General features: G+C 72.5%; 21 protein-coding genes. 4 read left to right on the top strand and 17 right to left on the bottom strand.

All coding sequences use genetic code 11. The features are described 5' to 3' along the window. Positions 1-2: 2 nt before the first annotated feature. Complete coding sequence (gene menD / locus QM621_RS14340) at positions 3-1,553, bottom strand: 2-succinyl-5-enolpyruvyl-6-hydroxy-3-cyclohexene-1-carboxylate synthase (RefSeq protein WP_414991067.1); 1,551 nt, start codon at positions 1,551-1,553, stop codon at positions 3-5. Further along, entirely contained in the window at positions 1,546-2,550 is a 1,005-nt protein-coding gene (locus QM621_RS14335; RefSeq protein ID WP_414991066.1) for an o-succinylbenzoate synthase, read from the bottom strand. The genes menD and QM621_RS14335 overlap by 8 nt, the downstream gene beginning before the upstream one ends. A 34-nt stretch (positions 2,551-2,584) precedes the next feature. Here QM621_RS14335 and QM621_RS14330 point away from each other — a divergent pair, with 34 nt between their 5' ends. After that, positions 2,585-3,256: an SDR family oxidoreductase gene (locus tag QM621_RS14330; RefSeq protein WP_414991065.1), complete on the top strand. Its 672-nt coding sequence runs from the start codon at positions 2,585-2,587 to the stop codon at positions 3,254-3,256. Positions 3,257-3,259: 3 nt separating this feature from the next. Here the strand turns inward: QM621_RS14330 and QM621_RS14325 are convergent, their stop codons facing one another. Beyond that, complete coding sequence (locus tag QM621_RS14325) at positions 3,260-4,255, bottom strand: AMP-binding protein (RefSeq protein ID WP_414991064.1); 996 nt, start codon at positions 4,253-4,255, stop codon at positions 3,260-3,262. Then, positions 4,252-4,485, bottom strand: a complete 234-nt coding sequence (locus QM621_RS14320) for a hypothetical protein (RefSeq protein WP_414991063.1) — start codon at positions 4,483-4,485, stop codon at positions 4,252-4,254. The genes QM621_RS14325 and QM621_RS14320 overlap by 4 nt, the downstream gene beginning before the upstream one ends. A 42-nt stretch (positions 4,486-4,527) precedes the next feature. Here QM621_RS14320 and QM621_RS14315 point away from each other — a divergent pair, with 42 nt between their 5' ends. After that, positions 4,528-5,427, top strand: coding sequence for a 1,4-dihydroxy-2-naphthoate polyprenyltransferase (locus QM621_RS14315; RefSeq protein WP_414991062.1), 900 nt, complete (start codon positions 4,528-4,530; stop codon positions 5,425-5,427). Here QM621_RS14315 and QM621_RS14310 read toward each other — a convergent pair whose 3' ends face one another. The 4 genes from QM621_RS14310 to QM621_RS14295 are packed head-to-tail and all read right to left on the bottom strand — an operon-like array spanning position 5,428 to position 8,105. Further along, entirely contained in the window at positions 5,428-5,859 is a 432-nt protein-coding gene (locus QM621_RS14310) for an SRPBCC family protein (protein WP_414991061.1), read from the bottom strand. It lies immediately after the preceding gene. Next, entirely contained in the window at positions 5,856-6,734 is an 879-nt protein-coding gene (locus QM621_RS14305; protein ID WP_414991060.1) for a 1-acyl-sn-glycerol-3-phosphate acyltransferase, read from the bottom strand. The genes QM621_RS14310 and QM621_RS14305 overlap by 4 nt, the downstream gene beginning before the upstream one ends. Positions 6,735-6,748: 14 nt before the next feature. Next, positions 6,749-7,852 carry a PLP-dependent cysteine synthase family protein gene (locus tag QM621_RS14300; RefSeq protein WP_414991059.1) on the bottom strand — a complete coding sequence of 368 codons (1,104 nt, stop codon included), beginning with the start codon at positions 7,850-7,852 and terminating at the stop codon, positions 6,749-6,751. Continuing rightward, positions 7,833-8,105 carry a DUF4229 domain-containing protein gene (locus QM621_RS14295; protein ID WP_414991058.1) on the bottom strand — a complete coding sequence of 91 codons (273 nt, stop codon included), beginning with the start codon at positions 8,103-8,105 and terminating at the stop codon, positions 7,833-7,835. The genes QM621_RS14300 and QM621_RS14295 overlap by 20 nt, the downstream gene beginning before the upstream one ends. Before the next feature lie 42 nt (positions 8,106-8,147). Here QM621_RS14295 and QM621_RS14290 point away from each other — a divergent pair, with 42 nt between their 5' ends. Continuing rightward, positions 8,148-8,405 carry a PLDc N-terminal domain-containing protein gene (locus QM621_RS14290; RefSeq protein WP_414991057.1) on the top strand — a complete coding sequence of 86 codons (258 nt, stop codon included), beginning with the start codon at positions 8,148-8,150 and terminating at the stop codon, positions 8,403-8,405. A 4-nt stretch (positions 8,406-8,409) separates the two neighbouring features. On the opposite strand, the gene QM621_RS14285 is transcribed toward QM621_RS14290, so the two are convergent. The 8 genes from QM621_RS14285 to hemL form a co-directional block, all read right to left on the bottom strand. Continuing rightward, on the bottom strand, positions 8,410-9,513 hold the full coding sequence (locus tag QM621_RS14285; protein WP_414991056.1) for an ABC transporter permease: 1,104 nt from the start codon (positions 9,511-9,513) through the stop codon (positions 8,410-8,412). Then, a complete protein-coding gene (locus QM621_RS14280) occupies positions 9,510-10,412 on the bottom strand; it encodes an ABC transporter ATP-binding protein (protein ID WP_414991055.1) in 903 nt (300 codons plus the stop codon). Before QM621_RS14280 ends, QM621_RS14285 begins: the two co-directional genes overlap by 4 nt. A 281-nt stretch (positions 10,413-10,693) precedes the next feature. Next, positions 10,694-11,629: a c-type cytochrome biogenesis protein CcsB gene (gene ccsB / locus QM621_RS14275; RefSeq protein ID WP_414991054.1), complete on the bottom strand. Its 936-nt coding sequence runs from the start codon at positions 11,627-11,629 to the stop codon at positions 10,694-10,696. Then, positions 11,626-13,194, bottom strand: a complete 1,569-nt coding sequence (locus QM621_RS14270; RefSeq protein WP_414991053.1) for a cytochrome c biogenesis protein ResB — start codon at positions 13,192-13,194, stop codon at positions 11,626-11,628. Before QM621_RS14270 ends, ccsB begins: the two co-directional genes overlap by 4 nt. Further along, the gene (locus QM621_RS14265; protein ID WP_414991052.1) at positions 13,191-13,937 is read right to left on the bottom strand and encodes a cytochrome c biogenesis CcdA family protein; all 747 of its coding nucleotides are present in this window, start codon (positions 13,935-13,937) and stop codon (positions 13,191-13,193) included. Before QM621_RS14265 ends, QM621_RS14270 begins: the two co-directional genes overlap by 4 nt. After that, positions 13,934-14,488, bottom strand: coding sequence for a TlpA family protein disulfide reductase (locus QM621_RS14260; protein WP_414991051.1), 555 nt, complete (start codon positions 14,486-14,488; stop codon positions 13,934-13,936). The genes QM621_RS14265 and QM621_RS14260 overlap by 4 nt, the downstream gene beginning before the upstream one ends. 1 nt (position 14,489) lies before the next feature. Further along, complete coding sequence (locus QM621_RS14255; RefSeq protein ID WP_414991050.1) at positions 14,490-15,134, bottom strand: histidine phosphatase family protein; 645 nt, start codon at positions 15,132-15,134, stop codon at positions 14,490-14,492. 8 nt (positions 15,135-15,142) lie between these two features. Further along, positions 15,143-16,465 carry a glutamate-1-semialdehyde 2,1-aminomutase gene (gene hemL, locus QM621_RS14250; RefSeq protein ID WP_414991049.1) on the bottom strand — a complete coding sequence of 441 codons (1,323 nt, stop codon included), beginning with the start codon at positions 16,463-16,465 and terminating at the stop codon, positions 15,143-15,145. A 183-nt stretch (positions 16,466-16,648) separates the two neighbouring features. Here hemL and QM621_RS14245 point away from each other — a divergent pair, with 183 nt between their 5' ends. Continuing rightward, positions 16,649-17,824, top strand: a complete 1,176-nt coding sequence (locus tag QM621_RS14245) for a lytic transglycosylase domain-containing protein (protein WP_414991048.1) — start codon at positions 16,649-16,651, stop codon at positions 17,822-17,824. 83 nt (positions 17,825-17,907) lie between these two features. Here QM621_RS14245 and hemB read toward each other — a convergent pair whose 3' ends face one another. Then, on the bottom strand, positions 17,908-18,879 hold the full coding sequence (gene hemB / locus QM621_RS14240; protein ID WP_414991047.1) for a porphobilinogen synthase: 972 nt from the start codon (positions 18,877-18,879) through the stop codon (positions 17,908-17,910). Between the last annotated feature and the right edge of the window lie 3 nt (positions 18,880-18,882).

The following is an 18,882-nucleotide window of genomic DNA, read 5'->3' as shown; positions in this document are numbered from 1 at the left end:
TGTCACCGTCGCTGTTCCATCGACGTCGCCACGGCCGCTGCGATGGCCTCGGACTCGGCGCGGCGGCGGGTCCGGTCGAGGGGGACCTCGATCACGCTGATCCCGTCGGGCGCGGTGGCGAGGGCGTCCGCCAGCTCGTCTACCGCGACGCGACGGTGGGGCACGCCGTGGGCCTGACAGAGCGCGGCGATCTGGGTTCCGGTGGGCGTCGCGTAGACCCGTTCGAAGGCGCTCGCATAGGCCGGATCGCCCTGTTCCAGCAGGGAGAAGATCGCGCCGCCGTCGTCGGAGGCCACCACGACGGCGAGGTCGGGGCGCGGCTCCCGGGGGCCGATGAGCAGGCCGTTGGCGCCGTGGCAGAAGGTGAGGTCGCCGACGAGCGCGTGGGTCGGGCGGCCGGCACCGAGGGCGACGCCGACGGCGGTGGACAGCAGGCCGTCGATGCCGGCCAGGCCCCGGTTGGCGACCACGACGTCCGGGGCGGGGCCGGGGCGGACGAGGTCGAGGTCGCGGGCGGCCGAGGACGAGCCCATGACGAGCGCGCCTCCGGCGGCGGCCGACCAGACGGTCTCGGCGAGGCGCAGGGCGTCGGTCTTGAGGTCGTCAATGGCGGCGCGGGCGGCCTCGTCGACGGCTCGCCAGGTTTCGCGCCAGGCGGGGTCGGCCTGGCCGTTCGGGATCACGTCGTCGGTGAGGACGACGTTCGGCCCCGGCACGCCGGGGAAGGTCGACGCGTCGCCGAGATGCACGACGTCGAGGTCGGGTCGCGTGAGCAGTCCGGTGACCGGCCGGGACAAGGTGGCGTGGCCGAGGCTCACCACCTGTTCGATCTGGTCGCCCAGCGGTCCGGCGAGCAGCAGCCGGTAGGCGCCGAGCGCCCGCTCGTCGCGGACGCCCGAGCTCGGCTCGGCCAGCAAAGGCCAGCCGAGGGCGTCGGCGAGCGCGCGGGCGCGTGGCCCCGCGCCGTCGCCCGCGACCACGACTCCGCGCTTCGACCCTTCGCACGTCGTCGCTCCCCGAGTGGAGGCACCTCCCGTTCTCGGAGGATCGAAGGGACGTCGGTCGAACCGCCACTCCACCGCCTCGACCAGCGGTTCGTCGAACTCCAGATTCACCTGGACCGGACCGTCGAGCGGTCCCAGTTCGCTGATGTCGTCGGTGAAATCGACACCGGGGAAGATCGCCCGCTGGTCGGTGGTCTGGTTCGCGCCGGTGCCGCGCAGGCGTCCGGGCCGGTCGGCGGTGAGCGCGATGACGGGGACGCGGGTGTGCAGCGCCTCCAGCATGGCCGGATGGAGGTTGGCGACGGCGGTCCCCGAGGTGGTGACGACCGGGACCGGCCGCCCGGAGGCCTTGGCCAACCCGAGCGCGAGGAAGCCGGCCTCCCGTTCGTCGACCCGCACGTGCAGCCGCATCAACCCCTGGGCGTCGGCGGCGTGCAGCGCGAGCGCCAACGGCCCCGACCGCGACCCCGGCGCCAATACCGCCTCACTCACCCCGAGCCCCAGCAGCCGCTCCACGACCTCCCCGGCCCGCCCCGTCGCCTCACTCATGGGGTCGCCTTCCTCCCAGATTTGCTGACTTATCCACCTTTTCCTCGCCCTCAAACGGTGGATAAGCCAGCAAATCTGGGACTCGGGTGAGACGGTCGAGCCACCACCTTTGACGATCGACGGGGGCGGCGGGGAAGGTTGCTCGGTTGACGCTCGGGCGACGGACGGGGAGGAAGCCGGACTCCGGCCGCAGCGGCTCGTCGGTCACGTCGGCCAGCAGCATCGCCCCCGTGCCGAGGCCGCAGGCGTAGGGCAGATCCGGGAGGGCGGCGGCCAGCGCGACCCCGGCCGCGAGCCCCACCGAGGAGTCGATCGCGCTGGACACGACGACCGGCAGGCCGATCTGCTCGGCCACGTCGAGGCAGGCGCGCACCCCGCCGAGCGGCGCGACCTTGAGCACCGCGACGTCGGCGGCCTCCAGCTCGGCCACCCGCAGCGGGTCGTCGGCCTTGCGGATCGACTCGTCGGCGGCGATCAGCACCGACGTCTCGCGGCGCAGCGTCGCCAACTCCTCCACCGTGCGACAGGGCTGCTCGACGTACTCCAGCCCGACCTCGGCGTCGAGCGCGGTCACCGCCGCCAGCGCCTCGGCCACCGTCCAGGCCCCGTTCGCGTCGACCCGCACCCGCCCCTGCGGACCGATCGCCTCACGCACGGCCGCGACCCGCGCGAGGTCGTCGGCGGGCGTCTGCCCCGGCTCGGCCACCTTCACCTTCGCCGTCGCGCAGCCGGACCCCGCGACGATCTCGGCCGCGCGCTCCGGCCCGACCGCCGGGACCGTGCCGTTGACCGGCACCCGGTCGCGCACCGGCGCGGGCCACCCGACGAACGCCGCCTCGTAGGCCGCCGCCCACCAGCTGGCCGCCTCGGCGTCGTCGTACTCGACGAAGGGCGCGAACTCGCCCCATCCCGCCGGACCCTCGACCACCACCCCCTCGCGGACCGTCACCCCTCGGAAACGGTCGCGCAGGGGCAGGGAGAACACGAGCGGCGTCACGGCAGCGAGCCTAGCCTCCACATAGGGTGGCCTTATGGCCACGATCGCGATCGTCGGGGGCGCGGGGCAGATCGCCCGTCTCCTCCACCCCCGCCTCCTGCACGCCGGACACCGGCCGCGCGCCCTGGTCCGTCGGCCCGAACAGGCCGAGGAGCTGGCCGCCACGGGCGTCGACACCCGCCTGTTCGACATCGAGAACGACGGCGACGACGCCCTCCGCTCGGCCCTGCGCGGCGCCGACGCCGTCGTGTTCGCGGCCGGCGGCGGACCCGACGGGAGCGTCGAACGCAAACAGACCGTCGACTTGGAGGGCTCGCTGCGCTCCATCGCGGCCGCCCAGGCGCTCGGCGTCGCCCGCTTCGTGCAGGTGTCGGCCATCGACGTCGACGAGCCGGTCGCCGAGGAGGCCGGCGACGTCTGGCGCGCCTACGTCGCCGCCAAGCGCGACGCCGACGCGGCACTGCGGGCGACCGACCTGTCCTGGACGATCCTGCGACCGGGAAGGCTGACCGACTCGCCGGGTTCCGGCAGGATCATCCTCGACCGCGACGTGGAACGCTCCGACATCCCGCGCGAGGACGTCGCGGCGACCATCGCCGCCGTGCTCGACGACGGCCGCGCGGTCCGCCACCAGTGGAATCTGGTGGCCGGCTCCACCCCCATCCTGGAGGCCGTCACCGAGGCCACCCGCGACGAGCCCTGGTGAGCCTCAGCGGGTGAAGACCGCCTGCGCGGCGAGGCGGTCGGGTTTGCCGTTCGGGAGCATGGGCAGGGCGTCGACCAGCTCGACGCGGCGCGGCGCCCACGACCTCGGCAGGCCGCCGTCCTCGACGGCGTCGCGCAGCCGCTCGACCCGCACCGCGTCCGGACGCACCGCCTCGCCCGGCACGACCAGCGCGACGACCTGCGTCCCCCACTCCTCGTCGGGGATCCCCACGCACAGCGCGTCGGCGACCCCGTCGGCCTCCGCCAGCGCGGCGGCGACCGCCGGGAGCGGCACGTTGACGCCGCCGCTGACCACGATGTCGTCCATCCGCCCCAGGACGCGCAGCTCGCCGCCGGTGATCTCGCCGCGGTCGTTCGTGGCGAACCACTCCCCCTCGCGCGGCCGTCCGACATAGCCGTCGAAGAGCACGTCGCCGGCGAGCAGGATCTGGCCGTCCTCGACCTTCATCCGCACGCCGTCGAGCGGGAATCCGTCGTAGACGCAGCCGCCGCAGGTCTCGGACATGCCGTAGGTCCGCACGACGTTCAACCCGGCCTCGGCCGCCCGTTCGACCAGCGACGGACGGATCGGGCCGCCGCCGACGAGCACCGCGTCGAGGTCGGCCCACGGCCCGGCCTCCCCGGCGAGGAGCAGCCGGTGCAGTTGCGTCGGCACGAGCGAGGCGTAGCGGCGATCGGCGGTGTAACCGTCGAGCGAGGCGACCGGCTCCAGCCCGGCGAGCAGCGACCTCACCAGCACTTGCAGACCCGCGACCCCGGTCGGCGGCACCGCCAGCAGCCACTGCCCCGCCCCGCCGAGCCGGGCGTGGGTGGCCTCCGCCGACGCCCGCACCGCGCGCGGCGACAGCACGACGTCCTTGGGCCGTCCGGTGCTGCCGCTGGTGCGCACCCACAGCGGCTCGCCACCGTCGAGCCAGTCGCGCAGCAGCGGGACCAGCTCGGCGGCGTCACCGCTGACCGGCCGCAGCCCGGCGCTCACGCCTCCTCCTTCGGCGGCTCGGCCCACCGGTCGACGACCTCCTGCGCCTCCCGTTCGACGGCCTCGGCGCGCTCCCGGTCGCGTTGCGTCATCTGATAGCCGAGCGCACAGGCCACGACGATCACCGCGAGAAGGCCGCCGTAGCGCACCCAGCCGTCGTCGACGGTCGACGTGCCCCACCCCAGCAGGACACCGATGACGACGAGCCCCCACGGGAACGGACGATCCACCCCGCCACCGTACCGAGCGCCCGGCTGGCAGACTCGTGCCCCATGACCGATCAGCCGACCGCGACGCCCCCGCACGGACTGCGCCTCTGGCTCGCCGGGGCGCGCCCCCGCACGCTGCCCGCCGCCGTGGCCCCCGTCCTCGCCGGAACCGGGGCGGCCGCCTGCGCCGACTCCGTCGTCTGGGGCAAGGCCCTGTTGGCGCTCGGCGTCTCGCTCGCGCTGCAGATCGGCGTCAACTACGCCAACGACTACTCCGACGGCGTCAAGGGCACTGACGACGACCGCGTCGGCCCGCTGCGCCTCGTCGGCTCCGGCCTGGTCCCGGCGCGACAGGTGAAGATCGCGGCACTCGGCTTCCTGGCCCTCGGCGCGGTGTTCGGATTGGTCCTGGCCGCGACGACGACGTGGTGGCTGCTCCTGGTCGGCGCGGCGGCCCTCGGCGCGGCGTGGACCTACACCGGCGGCCCGAACCCCTACGGCTACCGGGCGCTCGGCGAGGTGAGCGTGTTCGTGTTCTTCGGGCTCGTCGCCGTCGTCGGCACCGCGTACGTGCAGATCGAGGAGGTCACCTGGCCCGCCGTCGCCGCGTCGATCGGCGTGGGCGCGCTGGCCTGCGCGATCCTCGTCGCCAACAATCTGCGCGACATCCCGACCGATATCGAGGCCGACAAGCGCACGCTCGCGGTGCTGCTGGGCGACCGCCGCACCCGCGTGTTCTACCTCGTCTTGCTGCTCACCGCGCTGGCCACGGCCGTCTGGGCGGCAGTCGCCTTCACCCCGTGGGCGCTGCTCGCCCTGCTCGCCACGCCGTGGGCGGTCCGCAGCGCGCGGGTCGTGCTCGGCGGCGCGACCGGCCCGGCCCTCATCGCCGTCCTGCGCGACGCGGGACTCATCGAACTGGTCTTCGCCGCCGGCCTGGCGGCAGGGCTCGCCGCCGGTTGATCAGTCGGTGACGGCCGCCACGACCCGGTCGAGCAGGTCGAGCATGGCCGCGCGGACCGGCAGGAAGGCCACCACGTCGGCCGCCGTGCCGATCAGGCCGGGCGAGTCGTAGGCGAACCGCATGGTCACCAGCGACTCGGCGGAGCCCTTCGGCCGGACCATCACCCGGAAGCGGTGGTCGATGCCGGTGAGCGTCACCCAGGCGAGGTCGCGGGCCTCCCGGTAGTCGACGACCTCGACGGTGGAGCCCAGCGGCACCGCGCCGACATGCAGCGCGGTACGGTACCGCGCGCCCGCCCCCGGCGTCTGCGCCTCGCCCAGCTCCTCGACCTCCAGCCGGCCGCTGAGCCCGCCGAGGCGCAGCGGGTCGCCGACGATCTGCCACGTCTGCTCCGGGGTCGCCGCGACGCGGACCCTCTTCTCGAACCTCATCCGATCACCGGCAGTCGTCGTTCGCCGCTCATTCTCGTCAGTGTCTCCTGCATCAGTCCGGTGATGTGCTCGTAGATCTCGTCGAGGTCGGGGTCCTCGCCGAACTCGGCCCGCAGGTCGATCGGCTCCAACACCTCGATGTGGATCTTGGCCGGCGCGGGCAGGTGCGGCAGCGGGCCGAGGTGCAGGCCGAAGGGCAGCGCCAGCATGACCGGCAGCACCTTGAGCCGCATCGACTTGTCGACGCCGAGGAGGCGCGCCAGCCCCTCGCCCTGGGTGAGGAAGAGCGCCGTCTCCTGTCCGCCGAGGGTGACCATCGGCACGAGCGGGACGTTCTTGGCCAGCGCGAGCCGGATGAAGCCCTTGCGGCCGTCCATGTCGATCTTCGCCGACTGCCAGCTCGGCCGGAAGACCTCGTGGTCGCCGCCGGGGAAGACCGTGACGATGGCGCCCGCGTCGAGCGCCTTGACCGCGTTGCCCGGATCGGCCTCGACCGTGCCGAAACGGCGCACGATCCAGCCGACCGGCGAGTTCAGCACCATGCGGTGGGCGAGCTGGTAGTGCAGCCGCTCGACGCCGAAGTAGGTGCTGAAGGCGAGCTGCGAGATGAGCACCTCGGGCGAGGCGATGCCGCCGGTGTGGTTGCCGACGACCAGCACCGGACCCTCTTTCGGGATGTTCTGCAGGCCGCGGATCTTCGGCCGGAACCACGCGGTGACGCCGAGCCACAGGCCCGGCATGATCTCGCGCATGAAGTCGGGGTCGCGGTCGTCGAGGTCGCCCGGTCGGAAGCGGGGGCGCAGCGCGTCGGCCGCCCGGCGCGCCGGCGACGTCGCCGCGCCGACCAGCGCCAGGGCGGAGGAGGGGAAAGCCATGGCGGAATAGTGTCCTACGCCACACTCGCGTCGCGCACCGACCCACGGAACTGCCCCGTGCGGGCGAAGTGGTCGAGGACGGCGGCGGGGCCGGCGAGGTCGAGACCCTGGGCGGCGATCCAGTCGTCGTCGAAGTAGGTGTGGGCGTAGCGCTCGCCGCCGTCGCAGAGCAGCGTGACGACGCTGCCCTCCTCGCCCGCGGCGCGCATGCGCTCGGCCACCGTGAGACAGGCCCAGACGTTCGTTCCGGTGGAGCCGCCGACGGGGCGGCCGAGCCGGTCCGACACCCAGCGGGCGGCGGCGATGGACGCGGCGTCGGGCACGCGCAGCATGTCGTCGACCACGCCGCCGACGAAGGACGGCTCGACGCGCGTCCGGCCGATCCCCTCGATCCGCGAGGACCGCGTCGTCACCGCGTCAGAGGTGTCGCGTCGCCAGCCGTCGAGGAAGGCGGAGTTCTCCGGGTCGGCCACCATCAGGCGCGTGGCGAAGCGGCGGTACCGGACGAACCGCCCGATCGTCGCCGACGTGCCGCCGGTGCCCGCGCCGACCACGACCCACGCCGGCACCGGATGCCGCTCGGCGCCCATCTGCTCGAAGATCGACTCGGCGATGTTGTTGTTGCCCCGCCAGTCCGTCGCCCGCTCGGCGTAGGTGAACTGGTCCATGTAGTGCCCGCCGCGCTCGGCCGCGAGCAGGCGCGCCTCGTCGTAGATCTGCGACGGCTCCTCGACGAAATGGCACTCGCCGCCGTGCCACTCGATCAGCGCGACCTTCTCCGGGCTCGTGCCCGACGGCATGACCGCGACGAACGGCAGGCCGAGCAACCCGGCGAAGTAGGCCTCGCTGACGGCGGTCGACCCGCTGGACGCCTCGACGACGGTCGTCCCCTCGGCGATCCAGCCGTTGCACAGGGCGTAGAGGAACAGCGAGCGGGCGAGCCGGTGCTTGAGGCTGCCGGTCGGGTGGACCGACTCGTCCTTCAGGTACAGGTCGACGCCGGGCGTCGGGATCGGCAGGACGTGCAGATGGGTGTCGGCGCTGCGGTTCGCGTCGGCCTCGACCAACCGGACCGCCTCGGCGATCCAGTCCCGCTGCTCAGTCGACGTCTTCGGCACGGCGCGACTCCTCGATCCGCGCCTGGACCTTCTCGGCCCGTTCCTGCAGCCGCAGCGCCAGCGCCTCCCGCTGTCGGGCGAGCGTGAAGAACGAGACGACCGACGAGACCACGAGCGCCAGGAACAACACCAGCAGGTTCGTGGTGTCGCCGAACTCCATCAGGCCGAGCCCGAAGACGGCCAGCGCGAACACCGCGTACGTGACGGCGAAGAGCCCGAGGCGGGCGAGGGTGTAGGACCAGAACGGCGACATGGCCCCAGCCTACGGATCCGCGTGTTCGCTACGGTGAACGCCATGGGCAAGGCCATTCTCGTCGCCGTCGCGGTCGTTCTGGTGATCTACGCCTTCTTCGACGCGCTGGCCACACCGTCCGACCGGGTACGGGGACTGCCCAAGCCGCTGTGGGTCGCGGTGGTGCTGCTGGTGCCGGCGGTCGGCGCGCTCGCCTGGATCCTGCTCGGCACGACCCGGCTCCGACCGAACGGCCCCCGCCGGCCCCGGCCCGGCCCGCGCGGCCCCGACGACGACCCGGACTACCTGCGCGGCCTCTGACGCCTCAGGTCGCGTCCCAGCGGAACAGCTTGGCCGAGATCGTGGTGAACACCGCCGCGAAGGCGAGAAGGACCAGGACCGGCACGACGACGGCCGAGGGTCCCTGGCCGCGCACCATCACGTCGAGCATGCCGTCGTTGAGGTGGCGCAGCGGCAGCGCCCGGCTGACCGCCTGGATCCACGACGGCGCGCCGTCGAGCGGGAAGAAGCTGCCCGAGAGGAAGGCCATCGGCAGCACGATGAAGTTCGCCAGGCCGACCGCCGCCTCCTCGGTCTTCGCGACCGCTCCGGCCAGCATGCCGATCGACAAGAAGGCGAGCGTGCCTGCCAACAGCAGCGGGACCACGAGCGGCCACCAGCCGGTGAGCGTGAGTCCGAAGGCGAGCACGCCGAGGCCGATGAAGATGGCGGCTTGGATCAACGCGACGACGAGGCTCACGCCCACCCGGGCGGTGACGATGGAGCCGGTCGAGATCGGCGCGAGGCGCAGCCGTCGCAGCAGCCCGTTCTTGCGCCAGACGACGAGGTTGGCGGCCGCCCCGAAGGTCGCGCTCATGGCCACGGCCCAGCCGAGCAGGCTCGGCGTGACGTACTGGATGGCCTGCATCGACTCGTCCTCGACCTGGCTCGTGGTCATCGTGAAGGCCGGTGCGTCGCCGGTGGTCTGCTGGTAGATCGCGGTGTTGGCCTGCTGCACGACCGCCTGCATGACCCCCTGGACCTGCGCGGCGGTGACCATGTCGGCTTCGGAGTAGTGCACCTCGACCTGGCCGTCGCGCTGGGTGACGACGGCCGCCGCGTCGCCCTCCTCGACCTTCGCCAGCGCGGCGTCGAGGTCCTTCGACCGGGTGACGTCGAGGACCTGGTCGATGCCCTCGCGCGCCTCGTCGGGCGCGTGGTCGAGGACCGCGACGTCGCCGACGACGATCACCGGCGTGGGGCTCGCCTCGTCGGACCCGGCGAAGACGCCGCCGAAGAGCACCAGGAACATCAGCGGGAAGGCGATCGACCAGAACAGGGTCATGCGGTCGCGGATGAAGCCCTTGAACATCGCGACGGTGAGGGACGCCAACGGCGTGCCCCGCACGGGGGTGGACTGCTCGCTCATGCGCGGTACTCCCGTCCGGTCAGATGCAAGAAGACGTCTTCGAGCGACCCTTGCGAGACGCTGAGGCCGGCCAGCGCCTCACGTCGGCCCAGTTCGGCCAGCACGGTGGGCACGTCGCGGGTGCTCAGCACCAGCGAGCCGCCGCTCGCCCGCGCCTCCTCGACGCCGGGCAGCGACCGCGCCTCGTCGAGGCTGAGCGCGTCGGCGTCGAGGCCGACGCGCGTGGCGGCGTCGAGGCTGCGGATCAGCGCGGTGGGCGTGTCCAGCTCCAGGAGTCGGCCGTGGTCGACGATGGCGACCCGGTCGCACAGCTCCTCGGCCTCCTCCATGTAGTGCGTGGTGAGCACGACGGTGCGGCCGGAGTCGTTGATGCCGCGCAGCACGTCCCAGAGGTTGCGTCGTGCCTGCGGGTCGAGGGCCGCGGTGGGCTCGTCGAGGAAGACGATGTCGGGGTCGTGCACGAGCGCGCAGGCGATGGACAGCCGCTGCTTCTGCCCGCCGGACAGGTCCTCGACCTGGGCGTCCGCCTTCTCGGTGAGCCCGACCTGCTCCAGCAACTCGTCGAGCCGCGCGGAGGCGACGCCGTAGAGGGCGCCGAAGGTGCGTAGCTGCTCGACGGCGGTGAGCCGCTCGAAGAAGGACGAGGACTGCAACTGCACGCCGATACGACGTTGCAGGTCCGGCTCACGGCGGGCCGGGTCGCGCCCGTCGACGCTGACGCTGCCGCTCGTCGGCGCGCGCAGCCCCTCGACGGTCTCCAAGGTGGTGGTCTTGCCCGCGCCGTTCGGCCCGAGCAGCCCGAAGAACTCCCCCGGCTCGACAGTGAAACTGACATCGTCGACAGCCGTGACCTCGCCGTAGCGCATCGTCAGCCGGTCGACCTCGATTCGTGCCCCCATGTCGACGACGCTACCCCTGCCCAGTGACAGTTCCACCCGCCACGCCGGTTCACCCCGCGACGACCACCGCCGTGAAGAGGCCCGTGAGGCAGATCGGCCCGTTCTCGCTGTCGACGCCTTCATCACCGGCCTCGCCCCCTCCGGAGACGCACGATGATGCCTTGAGGTAGCCATCACTACCCCGACCCATCATCGTCCGTTACCCCGCGCACACAGAATGATGGATCCGGGTAGCGATCACGACCCGAACCCATCATTCTGCGTCCCGGCGGGACGCCGCCTCACTTGGCGTAGGAGTGCAGGCCGGGGACGAAGATGTTGACGCCGTAGTAGCTGAACAGGAAGGTCGCGAAGCCGATCAGGGCGATGACCGCGGCACGGCGTCCGCGCCAGCCGGCGGTCGCGCGGGCGTGCAGGTAGCAGGCGTAGACGACCCAGGTGATGAACGCCCAGACCTCCTTGGGGTCCCAGCCCCAGTAGCGGCCCCAGGCGTAGTGCGCCCAGATCGGACCGGCGATCAGCGCGCCGAAGGTCCACAGGACGAAGCCGACGGCCGTGACCCGGTAGGCGATGCGGTCCATCGCGGCGATCACCGGCAGGCGCGACAGGATCGGACCGGCCGTAGCCCGCTGCTCGGCGCGCTCCTTCACCAAGTACAGCGCCGAGGCCGCCGCGCCCACCAGGAACAGCGCCCCCGCGATCATCACCGCGGCGACGTGGATCACCAGCCAGTACGAGTGCAGCGCGGGCACCAGCGGACCGGCGGGCACGTAGGCGTCCGTCGCCAGACCGAGCAGCGCCAGGCCGAAGCCGCTGACGATCGGGCCGACCCACTGCACCGCGACCAAGCGCACCATGACGAGGTAGACGACGAGCGCGATGGACACGCCGGTCAGGCCGAACTCGTACATATTGCCCCACGGGACCCGCTCGGCGGCCAGTCCGCGCGTGACGACGGCCGCGACCAGCAGCCCCGCCGACACCACGGTAAGCGCCACCCCGATCCGCGAGAAGACCGCCGAACGCTTCTCGGCCGGACCCTCCTCCTCGGCCACCAGCACCTCACCCGACTCCGCCGCGCCGACCACCGCCGGGACCTTCGCCTCCTGGCGGACGAAGACCAGCTCGGCCAGGTACGACAGGAACGCCAGCGCCAGCACGATCGTGCCGGAGGCGGCGGCATAGTTGGAGAACTCGGCGTAGTCGGCGAGAGTCATGACGGCTCCTGTGGGTCGACCGCCGCGCGCAGGCGGCCGATGAAGGCGGTGAGGTCCTCGGGGAGGTCGTCGCGGGGCACGCGGTCGAGCGCCGCGACCTCCACCACGGTACGGGAGCCGTCGCGACGCGCCCGGACCCAGGTGCGACGCGGCCGCACGAACAGCGACAGCACCAGTCCGCACAGCCCGGCGACCACGCCGCCGAGCGGCAGGCGCGCCAGCGGCGACGAGGCGATCTGGAAGCGGGCGAACTGCCGCAGCTCCACGAACTCCACGACCGTCCCGTCCGGCAGCGTCGTCTCCTGGCCGGGCTGCAGCTCGATCCGGAACGGGTCGCCGTCCTCGTTCGTCATCTGAGTCATCTCGTCGGTGTCGAGCACGTAGACCGACTGGGGCGTCCCCTCGTCGAGGCCGAGGTCGCCGCTCCACGCCTGCATCGCCAAGTATGGGTTCGCGGCGGCCGGGAACAGCGACACCGACGCCTCGTCCTCGCCCATCGTGACCGCCGTCGGCAGGAAGAAGCCGCGCATCCCCAGCTGTTCTGGCTGGGCGTCGGGCACCTTCACGACGCCGCCGGAGGTGTAGGTGGCGTCCTCGGGCAGGAAGGGCACCGCCTCGTCGAAGACGACGTTCCCCTCGGCGTCGGTCACCTTCAGCACCGGCGAGTAGCCCTGGCCGACGAGGAAGACGTCGGTGGAGCCGACGCTCAGCGGGTGGTTGACCCGGATGGAGTAGGCCTCCGGCTCCCCGTCGACCCCCTCGACGAACGTGCCGTCCGCCTCGAACAGGCGCGGGGCGCCGCGCTGCGGGCCGTCGAGCTGGAACTTCGCGACGAGGTCGTCGAGCTGGACGCTGAACGCGGGCAGGTCGTCGGGGTCGAACCAGGTGCCGGAGCTGAACTCGTCGTACTGGGTGAGCACGTTCGAGAAGCGGTCGCCCTCGGTGATCGTGGCCGTGCCCCGGTAGCCGAGCAGCGCGCCCGCCGCGACCCCCACCAGCACAACGACGACGCTGACGTGGAAGAGGAGGTTGCCGAACTCGCGCAGGTAGCCGCGCTCGGCGCGGACCTCGCCCGCCTCGTCCTCGACCACGACGTCGATCCGGGCGCGGCCGAGCAGCCGCTTCGCCTCGGCCAGCACCGTCTCGACGTCGGCGGACGTCTCGAACGACCCCGACGCGGGCAGCCGCTCGAACCGCTTCGGCGCCTTCGGCGGCCGCGAGCGCAACGCCCGCCAGTACACGCGGGCACGCGGCAGGATGCAGCCGATCAGCGAGACCATGAGCAGCAGGTAGACCGCGCTGAACCACGGCGAGCTGTAGACGTGGAACACGCCGAGCCGTTCCAGCCAGGGCGACAGGTCGGGGTGACGCAGCCGGAAGGCCTCGACCGCCCGCGCGTCGACGCCGGTCTGCGGCACGAACGACCCCGGCAGCGCCGCGACCGCCAACAACAGCAGCATCATGAGCGCGGTGCGCATCGAGGTGAGCTGGGTCCAGATCCAACGCGCGAACTCCCAGGGGCCGAGGGCCGGCGCGGCGCCCTGCCGCTTCGACGGGGGGCTCACAGCGGCGTCCCGAAGCCGCCGGACCACGACTGCAGGTCAGAGATCAGCACATCCCACCATCCCGTCAACAACAGCACACCGACGATCGACAACAACACCGCCCCGGCGATCTGGACCCCGCGCTGATGGCGTTTGACCCAGGCGGTCGACCGGCCGAACCGGGCGAAGCCGAGCGCCGCCAGCACGAACGGCACGCCGAGGCCGGCGCAGTAGAACACGGTCAGCAGCGCCCCGCGCCCCGCCGTCGCCTCCTGCCCGGAGAGCGCGAGCACCGCGCCGAGGGTCGGGCCGACACACGGCATCCAGCCCAGCCCGAAGAACACGCCGAGCACCGGCGCGACGGCCAGCCCGACGCGCGGCACGGCGTGCACCCGCCAGTCGCGCTGCAGTCGCGGGACCGCGCCGAGGAAGACCAGCGCCAACGCGATCACCAGCAGCCCGGCGACGATCGAGAAGGTCCGCTGATGTTGCGCGAGCCGCAGCCCGAAGGCCCCGAACAGCGCGCCCCCGGCGACGTAGACCGCCGAGAAGCCGACCACGAACAGCGCCGCGCCGACCACGACCCGACCCCGACGGTCGCTGTCGAGGTCCTGCACGCCGACGCCGGACACATACGACAGATAGCCGGGCACGAGCGGCAGCACGCACGGCGAGAAGAAGGAGACGAGCCCGGCGACCACCGCGACCGGGACCGCCAGCAGCAGCGACCCGGACAGCACCGTGTCGCTCAGCCACTCGTTCACGGGTCGACCAGTTCGTCGATGATCCCGCCGAGGATGTCGGCGTCGACCTCGCCGAGCACGCGCGCGGCGACCCGGCCCTCGGCGTCGATCACCCAGGTCGTCGGGATGGCCTGCGACGGCAGCGAGTCGACGAAGCGCAGCTCGAGGCTGCCACCGGAGTCGGCGAAGCTCGGATAGGCGATGCCGTAGGTGTCGTTGAAGGCCTGCGCGGCGGCGTTCTTGCTGCGGTTGACGATGCCGAGGAACTGCACCGGCGCGCCCTCGGCGGCGTAGGTCTCGGAGAGCTCTTTCAGGATCGGGGCCTCGGCGCGGCACGGCGGGCACCAGGAGCCCCACACGTTGACGACGAGCACCTGGCCGGCGTAGTCGTCGGTCGACAGCGGCTCGCCGTCGAGGTCCTCGCCCTCCAGCGTCGGAGCCTTCTCACGGTCGCCGGGGTCGACGACCGTCACGCTCCCGTCGTTGCTGACGTAGCCGCTCGTCGTCCCCTCCTGCCCCCCCGAGCAGGCGGCGAGCACGAGCAGGAGCAGCCCGGCGACGAAGGCTCGCACGTCAGGCGCCGCCGACGAAGTCGCCGCTGTCGGGCAGCAGGTCGGCCGACGGCTCGGCGTACTCGAAACCGACGTACGTGTCGTCGTCGAAGATCAGGCTGGTGACGCTGGCGAGCGTGCACTCGCGGTTACGGGGGTCGTGCGCGAACGGCTTGCCCTCGAAGGCGAGGCGCGCCACCCACACGGGCAGCTGGTGCGACACGATGACGGCCTCGTGGCCGCGGGCGGCCTCACGCGCGTCGACGACGGCGATCTTCATGCGCTCGGCGATCTCGGTGTACGGCTCGCCCCACGACGGCTTCCACGGATTGCGCAGCAGCCACCAGTTCGACGGCTTCAAGAAGGCCTTCGGACCGACGCCGACGACCTTGCCCTCGAACTGGTTGCCCGCCTCGATGACCCGGTCGTCGGTGGCGATCCGCAGGTCCTTGGCCTCGGCGAGCGGCTGCGCGGTCTGCTGGGCGCGCTCCAACGGCGAGGCGACCAGGTGCGTGACGTCGCGCTCGGCCAGGTAGGCGCCGGAGCGGCGGGCCATCTCGTGGCCGAGGTCGCTCAGGTAGAACTCGGGCAGCCGCCCGTACAGGACGCCGTCGGGGTTGTGGACCTCTCCGTGACGCATCAGGTGCACGATGGTGCGAACGCTCATCTGTCCTCTTACTCGCTCGGGGTGGCGGCGGCCGCGGCGGTCGCGGCGACGGGCAACGCCGCCACGATTCTAGAGAGCGCCTCCTCGTCGTGCGCCGCCGAGACGAACCAGGCCTCGAAGGCGCTGGGCGGCAGGTACACCCCGGCGTCGAGCATCGCGTGGAAGAAGGCCCGGTAGCGCCACGCCTCCTGGGCCTGCGCCTCGTCGAAGTCGCGGGCGCCGTCGACCCCCCAGAACACGCTGAACATCGACCCGGCGGTCTGGATCGCGTGGGCCACGCCCGCCGCGCTGAGCGCCTGCGACACGGCGCTCTGGAGTTGGCCGGAGAACGACAGCAGCCGTTCGTAGACCTCCGGTGTCGCGTGCTGAAGCGTGGTGAGACCGGCGGTCGTGGCGACGGGATTGCCCGACAGCGTGCCGGCCTGGTAGACGGGGCCGGACGGGGCGAGCAGGTCCATCAGCTCGGCCCGTCCGCCGAAGGCCGCCGCCGGGAAGCCGCCGCCCATCACCTTGCCGAAGGTGAGCAGGTCGGGCGTCCAGCCCTCGACCGCGCCGTCGAGGCCCCACTGGCCCGAGCGGGTGACCCGGAAGCCGGTCATCACCTCGTCGCTGACGAAGAGCGCGCCGTGCTGGCGGCAGGTGGCGGCGAGGAAGGCGTTGAAGCCGGGCTCGGGCGGGACGACGCCCATGTTGCCGGGGGCGGCCTCGGTGATCAGGCAGGCGATCTCGTCGCCGTGCTCGGCGAAGGCCGCCGTGACGGCCGCGCGGTCGTTGTAGGGCAGCACGATCGTGTCGGCGGCGACGTGGTCGGGCACGCCGGGGGTGCCGGGCAGGCCCAGCGTGACGACCCCCGAGCCCGCCTGGGCCAGCAGCGGGTCGACGTGGCCGTGGTAGCAGCCGGCGAACTTCACGACGAGGTCGCGGCCGGTGGCCGCGCGGGCCAGCCGCAGCGTCGACATCGTCGCCTCGGTGCCCGACGACACGAGCCGGACCCGCTCGACCGGCGTGCGCGCCACGATCTCCTCGGCGAGCGCCACCTCCGGCTCGCTCGGCGTGCCGAAGGAGGTGCCGCGCGCGGCCGTCTCGGCGACGGCGGCGAGCACCGCCGGGTGGGCGTGGCCGAGCAGCATCGGCCCCCAGGAGCCGACGAGGTCGACGTAGCGGTTCCCGTCGACGTCGGTCAGCCAGGCCCCCGCGCCGGAGCGCATGAACCGCGGTGTGCCGCCGACCGCTCCGAACGCGCGCACGGGCGAGTTCACCCCGCCCGGCGACACCGCCCGCGCTCGCGCAAACAACGCCTCTGACCCGCTGACCTGCGTCGACTCGTCCATTCCCCCATCGTCGCATCGACCTCGGCGGGCCGACGAGGACCTCGCGTCCGACTCCTCGCGTAACCCCCGTCACCATGGATCGTTGAACGAGTGCCGCCGCTCTGTGGCGCTGGGTGTCACATCCAGTTAACATAGTCAGCGGCGTGATCCCGAAGGTCGGGATCTTCGACCGGAGGGATCTCAATGCGGGCAGGAAAGTTGACCCGGTGGCAGAAGGCCGGCGCGCTGGTGCCGATGGCCGTTCTGGTGGGGGCGTGGGGCGTGGCCCTCGCCAACTCAGGCTTGGCCTCTGCTGTCGACGGTCAGAGCGACAGTGACATCCCTGCGGTCCCCAGCACCGCCTTCGACGACCCGGCCAGCGTCCAGGAGACGCCGGCCGGCATCGACCCGCGCGCCGGCACCGAGGGAACGGTGGCGACTCTCTCGACCGACGGCATCCCCAACGCCGCACTCTCGGCCTACAAGCGTGCCGAGACCCTGCTCGCGCAGGCCGACGCCGGCTGCAAGCTGCCCTGGAGCGTGCTCGCCGCCATCGGCCGCGTCGAGTCCAACCACGGCCGCATCAACGGCAACTCGCTCGACGCCTCGGGCGCGGCCACGCCGGGCATCTACGGCCCGCAGCTCGACGGCTCCAGCGGCTTCGCCAAGATCTCCGACACCGACGGCGGCGCGCTCGACCAGGACCCGGTCTACGACCGCGCGGTCGGCCCGATGCAGTTCATCCCGGGCACCTGGAAATCGGTCGGCGTCGACGCCGACAACGACGGCGCGAAGAACCCCCAGGACGTCGACGACGCGGCCACCTCGGCGGGCATCTACCTGTGCGCCGGCCCCGGCGACCTGTCCACGCCCGACGGCCTGCGCACTGCGGTGCTGCGGTACAACCAGTCCGACTCCTACGCCAGCACGGTGATCGCCATCGCCGACGCGTACGCGCAGGGCAACTACACCGCCGCCCCGAACACCGTCGGCTCGTCGGCCCCGCTCGTCCACCGTGGCTCCGACCAGTCGATCTCGGAGAGCGACCGCCAGGCGGCCATCGCGGCCGAGCAGCAGGCCAAGGCAACCCCGACGGCCACGGAGACGTCCGGCAGCACGTCGTCGTCGACCACCCCGAGCACGACGACGACGCCGAAGTCGACCTCGTCCTCCGGCTCGACGCCGCAGCCGACCACCGCCGCTCCGACGGCCAGCAGCTCGGGCAACGTCACCCAGCTGGTCGAGGACATCACCGAGGGCGACATCCCGGCGGTGACCACCTGGGCCGAGGCTAAGACGCTGTGTGTGGCCAACGGCGTCTCCGCGCTCGACTTGATCGGCCTGAGCAACTGCATCAGCGATCTGCTGAAGGTCGGCTGACCCCAGCGCTCGAACCACGCCACGCCCCCGCGTCACTCCCTCCCGACGCGGGGGCGTGGTGCGTCTGGGGCAGGCCGGTCGGCTCAGCGCCGGCGGCGGGCGACCTTGGCGGCCCAATACGTGAGCACGATGTCGGCGCCCGCGCGACGGATCGAGGTGATCGTCTCGTCGATGGCGCGGTCACGGTCGATCCAGCCCCGCTCGGCGGCGGCCTCGACCATCGAGTACTCGCCGGAGACGTTGTAGGCGGCGACCGGCACCGTGACGTGGCTGCGGATCAACGGCAGCAGGTCGAGGTAGCCCAAGGCGGGCTTGACCATGACGACGTCCGCGCCCTCAGCCACGTCGAGCAGCGCCTCGCGCAACGCCTCACGGGCGTTCGCGGGGTCTTGCTGGTACGTCCGGCGGTCGCCCTGCAAGGAGGAGTCGACGGCCTCGCGGAACGGCCCGTAGAAGGCCGAGGCGTACTTCGCGGCGTACGCCAGGATCGCCACGTCGGTGTGCCCGGCGGCCTCCAGCGCCGCGCGGACGACGCCGACCTGGCCGTCCATCATGCCGCTGGGGCCGACCATGTGCGCCCCGGCCTCGGCCTGCGCCACCGCCATCCGTCCGTAGACCTCCAGCGTGGCGTCGTTGTCGACCCGACCCTCGGCGTCGAGCACGCCGCAGTGGCCATGGTCGGTGAACTCGTCGAGACAGAGGTCGCTCATCACCACCAGCGCGTCGCCGACCTCGGCGCGCGCGTCGGCGACGGCGACGTTCAAGACGCCGTCCGGGTCCAACGCCCCGGAGCCGACCGCGTCCTTGCGCTCGGGCACGCCGAACAGCATGACGCCGCCGAGCCCCAGCTCGGCCGCCTCGGCGATCGCCCGGCGCGCGGTCTCGCGCGTGTGCTGCACGACTCCCGGCATCGAGCCGATCGGACGCGGCTCGGCCAGCCCCTCGGCGACGAAGAGCGGAAGGACGAGCTGCGAGGGCTCGGTCCGCGTCTCACTCACCAGCCCCCGCATCGCGGGAGTGGCGCGCAGACGTCGGGGCCGGTCGGCCGGGAACACGCG

This window comes from Aeromicrobium sp. (assembly GCF_047606445.1).
Taxonomy (GTDB): Bacteria; Actinomycetota; Actinomycetes; order Propionibacteriales; family Nocardioidaceae; genus Aeromicrobium.
Note: the sequence above shows the minus strand (reverse complement) of the source record. Positions and strands in the feature narration are given on the sequence as shown.

What these genes read in the sequence shown, in the direction of transcription:
- QM621_RS14315 (WP_414991062.1), top strand. Translation starts at nt 4,528, where the DNA reads ATGACCGATCAGCCGACCGCGACGCCCCCGCACGGACTGCGCCTCTGG.
- QM621_RS14305 (WP_414991060.1), bottom strand. Translation starts at nt 6,734, where the DNA reads ATGGCTTTCCCCTCCTCCGCCCTGGCGCTGGTCGGCGCGGCGACGTCG.
- menD (WP_414991067.1), bottom strand. Translation starts at nt 1,553, where the DNA reads ATGAGTGAGGCGACGGGGCGGGCCGGGGAGGTCGTGGAGCGGCTGCTG.
- QM621_RS14310 (WP_414991061.1), bottom strand. Translation starts at nt 5,859, where the DNA reads ATGAGGTTCGAGAAGAGGGTCCGCGTCGCGGCGACCCCGGAGCAGACG.
- QM621_RS14245 (WP_414991048.1), top strand. Translation starts at nt 16,649, where the DNA reads ATGCGGGCAGGAAAGTTGACCCGGTGGCAGAAGGCCGGCGCGCTGGTG.
- QM621_RS14285 (WP_414991056.1), bottom strand. Translation starts at nt 9,513, where the DNA reads ATGAGCGAGCAGTCCACCCCCGTGCGGGGCACGCCGTTGGCGTCCCTC.
- QM621_RS14295 (WP_414991058.1), bottom strand. Translation starts at nt 8,105, where the DNA reads ATGTCGCCGTTCTGGTCCTACACCCTCGCCCGCCTCGGGCTCTTCGCC.
- ccsB (WP_414991054.1), bottom strand. Translation starts at nt 11,629, where the DNA reads ATGACTCTCGCCGACTACGCCGAGTTCTCCAACTATGCCGCCGCCTCC.
- QM621_RS14290 (WP_414991057.1), top strand. Translation starts at nt 8,148, where the DNA reads ATGGGCAAGGCCATTCTCGTCGCCGTCGCGGTCGTTCTGGTGATCTAC.
- QM621_RS14255 (WP_414991050.1), bottom strand. Translation starts at nt 15,134, where the DNA reads ATGAGCGTTCGCACCATCGTGCACCTGATGCGTCACGGAGAGGTCCAC.
- QM621_RS14280 (WP_414991055.1), bottom strand. Translation starts at nt 10,412, where the DNA reads ATGGGGGCACGAATCGAGGTCGACCGGCTGACGATGCGCTACGGCGAG.
- QM621_RS14330 (WP_414991065.1), top strand. Translation starts at nt 2,585, where the DNA reads ATGGCCACGATCGCGATCGTCGGGGGCGCGGGGCAGATCGCCCGTCTC.
- hemL (WP_414991049.1), bottom strand. Translation starts at nt 16,465, where the DNA reads ATGGACGAGTCGACGCAGGTCAGCGGGTCAGAGGCGTTGTTTGCGCGA.